12 protein-coding genes are annotated in these 12,294 nt (G+C 69.9%); 8 read left to right on the forward strand and 4 right to left on the reverse strand.

All coding sequences use genetic code 11. From position 1 onward, the window contains the following. A partial coding sequence (locus tag IEZ21_RS33905; RefSeq protein WP_281399633.1) for a group II intron maturase-specific domain-containing protein occupies positions 1–425 on the forward strand: 425 nt, incomplete at its 5' end. A 466-nt stretch (positions 426–891) separates the two neighbouring features. On the opposite strand, the gene msrB is transcribed toward IEZ21_RS33905, so the two are convergent. The 4 genes from msrB to IEZ21_RS33925 all read right to left on the reverse strand — a co-directional run bounded on the left by msrB (position 892) and on the right by IEZ21_RS33925 (position 4,531). Beyond that, positions 892–1,299, reverse strand: coding sequence for a peptide-methionine (R)-S-oxide reductase MsrB (gene msrB / locus IEZ21_RS33910; RefSeq protein ID WP_189325656.1), 408 nt, complete (start codon positions 1,297–1,299; stop codon positions 892–894). Between the two features lie 13 nt (positions 1,300–1,312). Beyond that, on the reverse strand, positions 1,313–2,701 hold the full coding sequence (gene murC, locus IEZ21_RS33915) for a UDP-N-acetylmuramate--L-alanine ligase (protein WP_189325657.1): 1,389 nt from the start codon (positions 2,699–2,701) through the stop codon (positions 1,313–1,315). 413 nt (positions 2,702–3,114) lie between these two features. Beyond that, positions 3,115–3,588, reverse strand: coding sequence for an indole-3-glycerol phosphate synthase (locus IEZ21_RS33920; RefSeq protein ID WP_189325658.1), 474 nt, complete (start codon positions 3,586–3,588; stop codon positions 3,115–3,117). Positions 3,589–3,745: 157 nt separating this feature from the next. Further along, a complete protein-coding gene (locus IEZ21_RS33925) occupies positions 3,746–4,531 on the reverse strand; it encodes a pyrimidine reductase family protein (RefSeq protein ID WP_189325659.1) in 786 nt (261 codons plus the stop codon). Positions 4,532–4,777: 246 nt separating this feature from the next. Here IEZ21_RS33925 and zapE point away from each other — a divergent pair, with 246 nt between their 5' ends. The 7 genes from zapE (at position 4,778) to IEZ21_RS33960 (ending at position 12,195) form a co-directional block, all read left to right on the forward strand. Further along, entirely contained in the window at positions 4,778–5,872 is a 1,095-nt protein-coding gene (gene zapE, locus IEZ21_RS33930) for a cell division protein ZapE (RefSeq protein ID WP_189325660.1), read from the forward strand. A 134-nt stretch (positions 5,873–6,006) separates the two neighbouring features. Beyond that, entirely contained in the window at positions 6,007–6,372 is a 366-nt protein-coding gene (locus IEZ21_RS33935) for a hypothetical protein (protein WP_189325661.1), read from the forward strand. Positions 6,373–6,553: 181 nt separating this feature from the next. Then, the gene (locus tag IEZ21_RS33940; protein ID WP_189325662.1) at positions 6,554–7,144 is read left to right on the forward strand and encodes a carbonic anhydrase; all 591 of its coding nucleotides are present in this window, start codon (positions 6,554–6,556) and stop codon (positions 7,142–7,144) included. A gap of 7 nt (positions 7,145–7,151) precedes the next feature. Further along, on the forward strand, positions 7,152–8,639 hold the full coding sequence (locus IEZ21_RS33945; protein ID WP_189325663.1) for a SulP family inorganic anion transporter: 1,488 nt from the start codon (positions 7,152–7,154) through the stop codon (positions 8,637–8,639). A 180-nt stretch (positions 8,640–8,819) separates the two neighbouring features. Then, positions 8,820–9,728: a slipin family protein gene (locus IEZ21_RS33950; RefSeq protein ID WP_189325664.1), complete on the forward strand. Its 909-nt coding sequence runs from the start codon at positions 8,820–8,822 to the stop codon at positions 9,726–9,728. A gap of 103 nt (positions 9,729–9,831) precedes the next feature. Then, a complete protein-coding gene (locus IEZ21_RS33955; protein ID WP_189325665.1) occupies positions 9,832–11,208 on the forward strand; it encodes a PhoX family protein in 1,377 nt (458 codons plus the stop codon). Between the two features lie 126 nt (positions 11,209–11,334). Next, the gene (locus IEZ21_RS33960; protein WP_189325666.1) at positions 11,335–12,195 is read left to right on the forward strand and encodes an aldo/keto reductase; all 861 of its coding nucleotides are present in this window, start codon (positions 11,335–11,337) and stop codon (positions 12,193–12,195) included. Positions 12,196–12,294: the final 99 nt, after the last annotated feature.

Below are 12,294 nucleotides of genomic sequence, written 5' to 3' on the forward strand. Positions count from 1 at the left end.
AGCGGAAACGTGGCACGAGCAAGCGATACGTCTACACCCGGCCCTCCAAGAAGGCCGTCCAGGCCGTGAAGTGCCGGGTCTCGGAGCGGACCTACAGAAACACCCAGAACCAGAGTCTGGCCCAGCTCCTGACCGGGCTGAACCGGACCCTGAGAGGGTGGGCGTACTACTTCCACCACGGCTCGGCGAAGCGGACCTTCAACACGGTCGACCACCACACGTGGCACCGTGTTGCGATCTGGCTCCGCCGTAAACACAGCATCCCCAGCAGCCAGTTGAAGAGATTCTGTGACCAGGGGTGGCGGTTCGCCGACGGCGAGATCGCGTTCCTCGGCGCATCCAGCGTCAAGATCGAACGCTATCGCTACCGCGGAGCACGTATCCCGACTCCGTGGACCATCGAACCGGCAGCCGGAACAGGCTGACTACAGGGCAAGACGCGTGGAGAGCCGGATGCGTGGAGACACGCACGTCCGGTTCGGGTCGGCGGCTCGGGGAAACGGAACGACGGCAACGTCGTCACCGCGCCCCGAGCCGACCGCACAGGGACGCACCATCGGTGCTCAAGTTCAGCCAGAGCAGGCCGGCAAGAGGACACCTCGTACATGTACTCCGAGTAGATCAGAGTCCGAGATGTCTCCTACAGAGCGGCACGGAACCGCAGTTGACACCCGGAATGCCCTATATGCGGCATGGCTAGGAGACAGAAACGACGATACGTGTAGCCCGGATTCGCCCCGGATCCGACCCCGAGGGTTTGTCTAGCCGATAAACATGGCCTCTGACCTGCGGAAATGCGGAGCGGCAGACGAGTCAGGCTGTACGCCGGGTACCGTCCAGCGCATCTCCCATCCATGTGCCCAATGAACTGGCGAGCCCACCGCACCAGCATCAGCCCTCGTCCGGCGTCAGCCGCAGCGAGATCGAGTTGATGCAGTACCGCTGGTCCGTGGGCGTCGGGTACCCCTCCCCTTCGAAGACGTGCCCCAGGTGCGAGCCGCACCTGGCACACCGCACCTCCGTCCGCACCATCCCGTGCGACCGGTCCGCGATCAGCTCGACGTTGTCCGCCGACTTGGGGTCGTAGAACGAAGGCCAGCCGCAGTGGGACTCGAACTTCGTGTCGGAGGTGAAGAGTTCGGCGCCGCAGGCGCGGCAGGAGTAGACGCCCTTCGTCTTGGTGTCGGTGTACTCGCCGGTGAACGCGGGCTCCGTGCCGGCCTGGCGCAGGACCGTGTACTCGGCCGGGGTCAGCTCGGCTCGCCACTGCTCGTCCGGCTTTTCGATGTCGTACGACATGAAGCTCAGCCCCTCACTTCGACTGGAGTCGGTCCAGGATCCGCGGGCCCAGGTCGGTCACGTCACCCGCGCCCATGGTGAGAACGAGATCACCCGGCCCGGCCATTCCCGCGACCACGGCCGGGGCGTCCGCCTTGTCGTGCACCGGCGTCACCTCCGCGCCCGCCGCCCGCGCCGCGTCGACGATCAGCTCGCTCGTCACGCCGGGGATCGGGTCCTCGCGCGCCGGATAGATGTCGAGGACGATCGACGCGTCGGCCAGGGACAGGGCCTGGCCCATCTCCCGGCCCAGTTCCTGGGTGCGGGAGAAGAGGTGCGGCTGGAAGACGACGAGGATGCGGCCGGAGGCGCCCGCCCGCATCGCCTCCAGGTCGGCGGTCATCTCCGTCGGGTGATGCGCGTACGAGTCGATGACCTGCACGCCCGCCGCCTCGCCCTTGAGCTGGAGGCGGCGCTTGACTCCGGTGTACGCACCCAGAGCCTCCGCCAGCTCGGCCGCGGGGACGCCGAGCGCCACGCCTGCCGCCAGCGCGGCGACCGCGTTGCCCGCGTAGTGCCGACCGGGCACCGAGACCGTGAAGGTCAGCTCCTCGCCGTCGAGCAGGACCGTGACCTCGCTCTTCAGACCGTGCGGCACGATCGAGACGATACGTACGTCCGCGTCCTCGGCCTCGCCGTACGTCACGACCCTGGGCCCACCGGAAACCCGCGACGTCAGCTCCCGCGCGCCCTCGTGGTCCGCCGAGATCACCAGTGTGCCGCCGGGCACGATGCGGCCCGCGAACGTCTCGAAGGACTCGTAGATCTCGTCCATGGAGGCGTAGTTGGCGTGGTGGTCCAGCTCCACGTTCAGCACGATCGCCACCTCGGGCGCGTACTTGTGGAAGCTGCGGTCGCTTTCGTCGGCCTCGGCGACGAAGATCTCCCCGTCGCCGTGCAGCGCGTTCGAGCCGGGGGCGTCGAGGTCCCCGCCGATCGCGTACGAGGGAGCAAGGCCCAGCTCCGACAGCGACACCGCCAGCATGGACGTGGTCGTCGTCTTGCCGTGCGTACCCGCCACCGCGAGGGGCCGCAGTCCCTCCATCAGCGAGGCGAGGGCGTCCGACCGGTGGACCACCGGGATCCCGAGCTCGGCGGCCCGGGCCAGCTCCGGATTGTCCGCACGGATCGCGGACGAGACGACCACGCACGTGGCGTCATCGGCAAGGTGCTCGGCAGCGTGCCCGATGTGCACGGTCGCCCCCAGCGCCCGCAGCGCCTCAGCCGTCGCGGACTCCTTGGCATCACTCCCCGCCACCTTGGCCCCACGCTGAGCAAGAATCTTCGCGATCCCCGACATCCCGGCCCCACCGATCCCGATGAAGTGCGGTCGGTCCATGGCGGTAGGAAGGCCAGCTGCCATGCGTGTTTCTCCCAAGGGTGCGGTACGACAACGGTTCGCGCCCCAGGGGCGCGCCCCCAGCCTATTCCGTGCCGCACTTGCCCACCGGCCGGAGGTGGGCCGGTGCGTCAAATGCCCGTCGCGCAGGTCCTGTCTTGCCATCAGCCACAACGAACCCCGCGCTCTCCCTCCGGCGGGAGGGGGCGTGGGCCGGTGCGTCGTATGCCCGTCGCTTAGCTTCGGTCTCGGAGGACCAGGGCCTTGTACCAGGCCAGGGCCGTATGCCCTGTTGGCGACGGGCTGACGCACCGGCCCACGACTCCGCACCACCCACCCAAGGGGCGCGGGGAACTGCGCGACCAGCCACAGACGGCCCGCAGTCAAAACACGAACCCAGCCCCCCACGGCGCTCCCCTGCCCAGCCCAGCGGAGCGTCAGACCTTGCTGTGCGAGAACAGCTTCAACACCGGCACCCCCACCTTGTGCCGAGCCCGCGAGGCCCAGTCACGGTGGAAGAACTCCTCCACGTAGTGGGGATCGGTGAGCACGATCACCTCATCGGCGCCGGTCTCGTCGACAAGGGACTTGAGTGAGTCCAAGGGGTGGTGCTCGATCAACCGCCCCACCGCCTGCGCACCCGCAGCCCGCAGGGCGACCAGCGAAACGTCGAGGGCCCGCTGCCCCTCACTGATCGCCTGCTCCCCGGCGGGAGCCTCCAGCTCGCGCGCCGCCTCGTTCAGCGAGCCGAGCGCCACGTCGTCGATGGCCCGCAGCAGCCGGGCCGCCTGCTCGCCGCGGGGCTGGAGCAGCACGTGGAAGGCGACCTCCTCGTCCCCGTGCAAGCTGGTGACGAACTCCACGTCGGCGGACGTGAGGGCCTTCTCGATCATCAAAACGCTTGTGAACACGACAGGCGCCCCTTCTCCTCCGAGGGCCGTCGTTGGCCCTGCCTCCTCCGTGGGCCCGTTTCCAGGCCCGCGAAAATCATCCTGCCCCGTACCCGTACGGATACCGCGGGAACCAGTGTGCCCCCGGCAGCAGACCCGGAAGATCAGCTCCGCTGCGTCACGTCCGACGGTATCGGCTGAACAGGAACCCGGCCTCCTCCATCAGAGACGTCAGCTCGAACCGCTTGGGCACCGCCACCCGAGGCCCCCCGGCGATGCGCTGCGCGTCCCCCGCCGTGAGCATCGGGGAGACCGTCAGGCACAGCTCGTCGAGTACCCCCGCCGCGACCAGCTGACCGAGCAGCCGCGGCCCGCCCTCGGTCAGCAGCCGGTGCAGACCCCGCTCACCCAGGGCGCGTACGGCACGGGCGGGGTCCACACCCATCCCGTCCCCGGCGATCACCACCTGGGCGCCGGCCTTCTCGGCGGTCGCGATCCGGTCGGGAGCCGCCGCGGCTCCCGTGAGCAGCAGCGTGGGCACCAGTGGCGAGGTGAACAGCGGCAGCGTGAAGTCCAGTTCGAGGCTTGCGCTCACCACGGCGATCGCGGGCGCCGGTCCCTGGCCTGCCGCCTCGCGGAGCGCGGCGAAGCCCTCACGCGCGCGTGCGGGCCGGTAGCCCTCCTGCCGCACCGTCTCGGCACCGACCAGCACCACATCCGCGAGCCCTCGCAGCGTGCCGAAGATCCGCATGTCGGTGGCGCCGGAGATGGGCTGCGAGCGGCCGTCGTGCTGGGCGGCGCCGTCGAGCGTGGAGACCATGTTGGCCCGCAGCCAGGGCTCGCGGCCGCCAGGACCGTGCTCGGGATACGCGTAGGCCGCGGCCAGCTCGGCCAGGCTCCACTCGCGGTCCGCGTCGCCGCCGGAGGGCGCTGTCTCGTCGGTCACAGGGAACAGGCGTCGCATATCGGCAGTGTGGCACGCCCCTTAGGCCCTGTCGTCAAGCTCCCGTCTGCCCCACGACGCCATGCACGCTCCCCCACTGCCTTAAGGGCGTGGGAGGTGCCCCCACTCGCCGCACCGGGCACAGACCCGAGTACGCCCAGTACGAGGGCCTGTGCCCGGCACGCCGAGAGCACGCACCTGACGCCGCAGGGCCCGCCCTCCGGGCGGACGACGGGAGCTTGACGACAGGGCCTAGAGTGAGTAAGCGTGTCCACTTCCACCGCAGCCTCCGGGACCGGCCCCACCGCCGAAGCGACCCCGCTGTCCCTGTGCGCCCGCGAGCCGCACGTCCCCGCGGACCGGCTGGTCGCCGAGATGGTGCCGCCGCCGCGCTTCGACTCGGTCCGCTTCAGTACGTACATCCCGGACCCGAACCAGCCCAGCCAGAGCAAGGCCGTCAGGGTGCTCGACGGCTTCGCGACCGGGCTCGGCGGGGCGCACGCCAGTGGTGCGGGCAGGCGCCGCTGGTTCTCCCGCAAGCCGGAGGCCCGCCCGGCCGGCCCCCGCGGTGTCTACCTCGACGGCGGCTACGGCGTCGGCAAGACCCACCTGCTCGCCTCCCTGTGGCACGCGACCCCGGCGGAGCCCGCGCTCAAGGCCTTCGGCACCTTCGTGGAGCTGACGAACCTGGTCGGCGCACTCGGTTTCCAGCAGACCGTGAAGACGCTGTCCGGCCACCGTCTGCTGTGCATCGACGAGTTCGAGCTGGACGACCCCGGCGACACCGTCCTCGTGTCCACGCTGCTGGGCAAGCTGGTGGAGGCGGGCGTGGCGCTCGCGGCCACCTCGAACACGCTGCCCGGCAAGCTCGGCGAGGGCCGGTTCGCGTCGGCCGACTTCCTGCGCGAGATCCAGGGCCTGTCCGCGCACTTCCGCGCGCTGCGCATCGACGGCGAGGACTACCGCCACCGCGGACTGCCCGAGGCCCCGCCGCCGTTCTCCGACGAGCAGGTCACCAAGGCGGCGTACGCCACCGAAGGCGCCGCGCTCGACGACTTCCCGCACCTGCTGGCGCACCTCGCCCGGGTGCACCCCAGCCGGTACGGCGCGCTGACCGACGGCCTGAAGGCGGTGTGCCTCACCGATGTGGGGCCGGTCCCGGACCAGTCGACCGCGCTGCGGCTCGTCGTCCTCGCCGACCGGCTCTACGACCGCGAAGTGCCGGTCCTGGCCTCGGGGTTGCCCTTCGATCAGCTGTTCAGCGAGGAGATGCTGAAGGGCGGTTACAGGAAGAAGTACTTCCGGGCCATTTCCCGGCTCACCGCGCTGGCCCGCGACGCGAAGGGGCTGGTGGAGAACTGACTCCGGGAACTTTCGCGGACCCTTTCAGGTTCTCTTCAGGGTGAAACGTTAAGTTAACCCTGCAAACAACTTCCCGCGTTAACTTGGTTGTTGACGTGAGAAGCCTTGACCGGAGAGCGGCTGAGAGGGGGCGCATGTTACGAGGCACGACGGCCCGGACGCTGTATGGCGTACTCGCCGCCGTCCTACTGGCCCTGCAGCTCTTTGCTCCCACCGCCTCCGTCGCGTCCGCACACCCGAGGACCGAAGCCGCGGTCGAAGCCGAACCGGCCGGCTGCGGCGAGGGCAAGCATCTCAACGCCGAGACGGCGCCCCTCAGGGCCCGCGACCGGCAGCGCTCCACGGACTCCGCCCAGGAGACACCCGCGCGCGCACTGGTCGCCAGGAACCCGGCGACCGAGCACGGGGACCCGGCACACACCGGGGCAGCCGCGTCGCTCCGTACGACCAGATCGTCAAGAGCCCATACCCCAGCGGCACTTCAGGTCTTCCGTTGCTGATCTGACCGCCGGGTACGAACCGTTCACGTCCCACCCTCACCACGCCACGTCTGCCGAGCGCGCGACGTGGGGGTCGTGCCGACGTGCCCGTATGCGCTCTGTCTCGTCAACCGACGTGCCGTGACGGCACGCCTGGTACACACCGACGCGCCCCCCACGGCGCGCCAGGAGGAACTGACACATGCAGCCCCTCATCGATCACGCCCGCTCCTTCCGGAAGCAGTCCGCCGAGCGTCCGGAGGAGTTCGCCCGCCTCGCCGAAGGCCAGTCCCCGCAGGTGCTGTTCATCACCTGCTCCGACTCGCGGGTCGTCCCGGCCCTGATCACCGGAGCCCGGCCCGGTGAACTCTTCGAGCTGCGCACCGCGGGCAACATCGTCCCCCCGTACGCCTCCGAACACCCCACGAGCGAGGCGGCCACCATCGAGTACGCGGTGGAGGTCCTCGGAGTCGACGACATCGTCGTCTGCGGCCACTCCCACTGCGGTGCCGTCGGCGCCCTGGTACGCGACGAGGACCTGACCGCCGTACCCGCCGTCCGCGACTGGCTCACGCAAGCAACGCCCAAGCCAGCAGGGGCAGTTGAGGACCCGACCGTCACCGACGCCGTTCAAGGCCACATACTCGCCCAGCTGCTCCGGCTCCGCTCGTACCCGTGCGTGGAGCGTCGCCTGACGGCCGGTCAGCTACGCCTGAACGGCTGGTTCTACGAGATCCACACCGGCTCCGTACTGGCTCATGACGCTCAGTCCGACGTCTTCACGGAGCTCTGAGGCCACGATGCTCACCAAGTACCCCTATCTGCGGCAGGACTTCACCGCCTCGCTCGTCGTCTTCCTCGTCGCCCTGCCGCTGTGCGTGGGCGTCGCCGTCGCCTCCGGCGTACCGGCCGAACTCGGCCTGGTCACCGGCATCGTGGGCGGGCTCGTCACCGGGTTCCTGCCCGGCAGCAGCCTGCAGGTCTCGGGTCCGGCCGCCGGTCTGACCGTGCTGGTTTTCGAGGCCGTACGCGAGTTCGGGCTGCCCGTGCTCGGTGTCATCGTGCTGGCCACCGGACTGATCCAACTCCTCATGGGCGCCCTGAAGTTGGGGCGCTACTTCCGGGCCATCTCGGTGGCCGTCGTCGAGGGCATGCTGGCCGGGATCGGGCTCGTGCTGATCGCCGGGCAGCTCTACTCGGCGGCGGGCGTGGGGGCCCCGGCCTCCGGTCTGGCCAAGCTGGCCGGACTGCCGGGGTTGCTCGCCGACTCCGCCGGATCCGCCGAGGCGCTGGCCTCGCTCGGGCTCGGGGCCGGCACAATCGCCGTACTCGTGCTGTGGAAGCACCTGCCGCGGCAGGTCCGTACGGTGCCGGGGGCGCTCGGCGCGGTCGCGCTCGCCACGATCGTGGCGCTGGTGTTCTCGCTGCCCGTGGCGACCGTCGAGGTCCAGGGCCTGCTCGAATCGATCCAGCCGCCGGGGCTCGGCGCCTTCGGTGACCTGGCGAGCGTGGGCCTGCTGGGCACGATCGCGGCCTTCGTGCTGATCGCCTCCGCGGAGTCGCTGTTCAGCGCCGCCGCCGTGGACCGGCTGCACGACGGACCGCGGACCGAGTACGACAAGGAGCTGATGGCGCAGGGCGCGGGCAACACCGTCTGCGGTGTGCTGGGCGCGCTGCCGATGACCGCGGTCATCGTGCGCAGCTCCGCCAACGTCCAGGCGGGCGCGAAGACCAAGGCGTCCCGGGTGATGCACGGCGTATGGCTGCTGCTGTTCGCGGCGCTGCTGCCCGCGGTGCTCGCCTACATTCCGCTGCCGGCACTCGCGGGCATCCTGGTGCACGCGGGCTGGAAGCTCATCCCGCTGCGGGGGATCGCGTCGATGTGGCGTGATCACCGGGGCGAGGCGCTGATCCTGATCGTCACGGCCGTGTCGATCGTCGCGGTGAACATGTTCGAGGGCGTCCTGATCGGGCTCGGTCTGGCCATCGCCAAGACGGCCTGGGAGGCCTCGCACATCAAGCTGGAGATCATCGACAAGGGGGCGGGTCCGGTACAGGCGTACCTGTCCGGCAACGCCACCTTCCTGCGGCTGCCGAAGATTCTCGACAGCCTGGAGGCGCTGCCCCAGGACCGGCCGGTGGAGCTGGACCTGTCCGGACTGCACCACCTGGACCACGCCTGCCGTACGGCCCTGGAGAACTGGGCCGAGCGGCACAGCGCGACCGGGACGGAGCCGGTGAGGGTCAGCGCGTCCGGGGCCGAACCGGTGAAGGTCAACACGCCGTAGCCGGACCTCACCACCTGTGATCAGACCTGGTCCGAGGCTCGACCGAGCCTCGGACCAGGCATACCGTTACAGGCATACCGTTAAAAGAACGACATAGAGCGGTTCAGAGCGACGTAAGCGGCGACTCGAAACGGGCAGGGGCTCGAACGGCGGAGACTCGCACGGCAGGGGGTCGTCATCATGCTTGAGGAGTTGGTGGCCGCGGGCGTGGCGGCCGGGAGCGCGGGGCTGGTGTACCTCGCGGCGGCGGCACGGATCGTCAGGCAGTACGAGCGGGGTGTCGTCCTGCGGCTCGGGCGGCTGCGCGATGAGCCGCGCCCGCCCGGGTTCACCATGATCATCCCCGCCATCGACAAGCTGCACAAGGTGAACATGCAGATCGTGACGATGCCCGTGCCCGCCCAGGAGGGCATCACGCGGGACAACGTCACGGTGCGGGTCGACGCGGTCGTCTACTTCAAGGTGGTCGACGCGGCAGCCGCGATCATCCGGGTCGAGGACTACCGCTTCGCGGTCTCGCAGATGGCGCAGACCTCGCTGCGCTCGATCATCGGCAAGAGCGACCTCGACGACCTCCTGTCGGACCGCGAGAAACTCAACCAGGGCCTGGAGCTGATGATCGACAGCCCGGCGGTGGGCTGGGGTGTGCAGGTCGACCGGGTCGAGATCAAGGACGTGTCGCTGCCGGAGACGATGAAGCGGTCGATGGCCCGGCAGGCCGAGGCCGACCGGGAGCGTCGGGCCCGGATCATCAACGCCGACGCGGAACTCCAGGCCTCGAAGAAGCTGTCGCAGGCCGCCGGGGTGATGTCCGACCAGCCCGCCGCGCTCCAACTGCGGCTGCTGCAAACGGTGGTGGCGGTCGCGGCCGAGAAGAACTCGACGCTGGTGCTGCCGTTCCCGGTGGAGCTGCTGCGGTTCCTGGAGCGGGCGCAGCAGGCCGCGCCGGCGCTTGGCGAACGGGAACGGAGCGAGCCCACGAGTCCCCCGGCTGTCCCGACTCCCCCACCGTCCCCGACTCCCCCGCCGCCCGGGTCGCCTGGCGATCAGTCGCCGTCCGAGTCACCCGAGTCGTCTGACGATCAGTGAGGCGCCACGCCACGCGCGTGGTTCACTCAGCCCTCACCGCGTGGTACACACGTGCGGGTCACAGTCCTGTCCGCATCCTGTCCGCCAACAGGAAGGTCGCCCCATGTCCGCCACACGACGGCAAGTACTCGCCCGGTCCGGTGCCCTGGGAGCAGGCATCGCGTTCTCCGGTGCCCTGTCCGAACTCTTCGCCGGTACGGCCACCGCGCTGGGCCACTCCGGATACGGCCCCCTCGTCCCCGACCCCAAGGGCCTGCTCGACCTGCCGAAAGGTTTCCGCTATCGCGTGCTGTCCCGCGAGGGCGACGAACTCCGCTCCGGAGAGGGCAAGGTGCCCGGCAACCACGACGGGATGGCCGCCTTCGCCGGGCGTTCCGCGGACAGGCACTCAGGCCGCGTCCACCTGGTCCGCAACCACGAGAACCGCAACACCGCGACACTCGCCGTCCCGACGGTCGAGGGGCTGACGTACGACCCGATGGGCAAGGGCGGCTGTACGACGCTGACGCTCGACGAGCGCGGGAAGGTGCTCGGGGAACGGGTCGCCATCGCCGGTACCGCCGTCAACTGCGCGGGCGGGCCGACCCCTTGGGGCACCTGGCTGACCTGCGAGGAGAACGAGGACAAGGCCGGCACCAACGGCTACACCAAGGACCACGGCTTCATCTTCGAGGTCGACCCGGCCGATCCGCACCGTACGGGCGCCGTGCCCCTCACCGCGATGGGCCGCTTCCAGCACGAGGCGATCGCCGTCGACCCGAAGCGCGGCATCGTCTACGAGACCGAGGACGCCTTCGAGAAGCCCTTCGGTCTCTTCTACCGCTTCCTGCCCAACAAGCCCGAGGGCGGCTGCGGTTCGCTCCGCGCGGGCGGCCGGCTCCAGGCGATGCGCGTGCCGGGCGTACCGGACCTCTCCACGATCCAGGAGACGGGCGCCACGTTCGACGGCATCGAGTGGGCGGACGTACCGGACCCGTTGGCCGCCCAGACCCCCATCCGCCTCCAGAACTTCGGCCCCAAGGGCATCACCCACGCCCAGAAACTGGAGGGCTGCTACTGGGGCGGACGGAGCGTGTACTTCGTCTCCTCCTTCGCCCGCAGCGCCGAGGGCTCCGCCGCCGACCACTACGGCCAGATCTGGCGCTACGACCCCGACGCCCGCCGCCTGACCCTGGTGATCGTCTTCGGCCCCGACACCGACGTACAACTCCCCGGCGAATCCCCCGACAACATCGCCCTGGCCCCCACCGGCGGTCTGATGGTCTGCGAGGACGGCGAGGGCGCCCAGCACGTGTACGGCGTGACGCGCCGCGGCGAGGTGTACGCGATGGCCCGCAACCGCCAGAACATCGGCACGCCCGAGGAGCCGGAGTGGGGCGAGTTCGCGGGCGTCACCTTCTCCCCGGACGGCAAGACGATGTACGTGAACTGCTATCGCCCGGGGACGACGTTCGCGGTGACGGGGCCCTGGCGAAGGTAGCCCGCCACGCGATGCCGGGCGATTCATCACCACGGCTGCTGAAAGCGATCAGGTTCTCGTGTTGGACGGCAAAAACGTCGAGGTGGAGGCTGGGCGTACCGAATGACTCCCCCAGGAGGAACCTCCATGCAGACACGCACCATCGGTGAGGTCCAGGTCGGCGCGATCGGTCTGGGCGGTATGCCGATGTCCATCGAGGGGCGCCCCGACGAGCGGCGTTCGGTCGCGACGATCCACGCCGCGCTGGAGGCCGGCGTGACCCTGATCGACACCGCGGACGCCTACCACCTGCACGCCCACGAGGTCGGCCACAACGAGTCCCTGATCGCTCGTGCGGTGGCCGAGTACGGCGGAGACACCTCTGACGTGCTGATCGCGACGAAGGGCGGTCACCTGCGTCCGGGCGACGGCTCATGGACGCAGAACGGCTCGCCGGAGTACCTGAAGAAGGCCTGCGACGCGTCGCTTGAGCGGCTCGGCGTCGAGGCCATCGGGCTCTATCAGTTCCACCGGCCGGACCCGAGGGTCCCCTACGCGGAGTCGGTCGGGGCGATCCGCGATCTGCTGGACGCGGGCAAGATCCGCTTCGCGGGCATCTCCAACGCCGATCCCGATCAGATCCGGCAGGCGGGCGAGATCCTCGGCGGTCGGCTGGTGAGCGTGCAGAACCAGTTCTCGCCCAAATTCCGCTCCAGCGAACCTGAGTTGGAGCTCTGCGCGGAACTGGGCATCGCGTTCCTGCCGTGGAGCCCGCTGGGCGGGATCGCACAGGCCGGTGAGCTGGGCTCGCGGTTCGCCGTGTTCGCGGACGTGGCGCAGGCGCACGGCGTGAGCCCGCAGCAGGTGTGCCTGGCGTGGATGCTCGCGAAGGCGCCGGTGGTGATACCGATTCCGGGCTCCTCACGCCCCGAGACCATCCGCGACTCGGTCGCCGCGACGGAGCTGAAGCTGTCCGCCGAGGAGCTGGCCCGACTGGACGCGGCGTAACCGAGTGCCTCCGGCGGTGGGGCGGCTGGGTTCGTTGTCGGCTGCGGCGCCGTCGTGGCTGGTCGCGCAGTTCCCCGCGCCCCTGGGTGGGTGGTGGGT

It is taken from the genome of Streptomyces flaveus (assembly GCF_014647675.1).
Classification (GTDB): domain Bacteria; phylum Actinomycetota; class Actinomycetes; order Streptomycetales; family Streptomycetaceae; genus Streptomyces; species Streptomyces flaveus.

Excerpts from the sequence above, each read along its gene's own strand:
- msrB (WP_189325656.1), bottom strand. The coding sequence starts at position 1,299 with ATGTCGTACGACATCGAAAAGCCGGACGAGCAGTGGCGAGCCGAGCTG.
- murC (WP_189325657.1), bottom strand. The coding sequence starts at position 2,701 with ATGGCAGCTGGCCTTCCTACCGCCATGGACCGACCGCACTTCATCGGG.
- IEZ21_RS33925 (WP_189325659.1), bottom strand. The coding sequence starts at position 4,531 with ATGCGACGCCTGTTCCCTGTGACCGACGAGACAGCGCCCTCCGGCGGC.
- IEZ21_RS33935 (WP_189325661.1), top strand. The coding sequence starts at position 6,007 with ATGTTACGAGGCACGACGGCCCGGACGCTGTATGGCGTACTCGCCGCC.
- IEZ21_RS33940 (WP_189325662.1), top strand. The coding sequence starts at position 6,554 with ATGCAGCCCCTCATCGATCACGCCCGCTCCTTCCGGAAGCAGTCCGCC.
- IEZ21_RS33945 (WP_189325663.1), top strand. The coding sequence starts at position 7,152 with ATGCTCACCAAGTACCCCTATCTGCGGCAGGACTTCACCGCCTCGCTC.
- IEZ21_RS33950 (WP_189325664.1), top strand. The coding sequence starts at position 8,820 with ATGCTTGAGGAGTTGGTGGCCGCGGGCGTGGCGGCCGGGAGCGCGGGG.
- IEZ21_RS33955 (WP_189325665.1), top strand. The coding sequence starts at position 9,832 with ATGTCCGCCACACGACGGCAAGTACTCGCCCGGTCCGGTGCCCTGGGA.
- IEZ21_RS33960 (WP_189325666.1), top strand. The coding sequence starts at position 11,335 with ATGCAGACACGCACCATCGGTGAGGTCCAGGTCGGCGCGATCGGTCTG.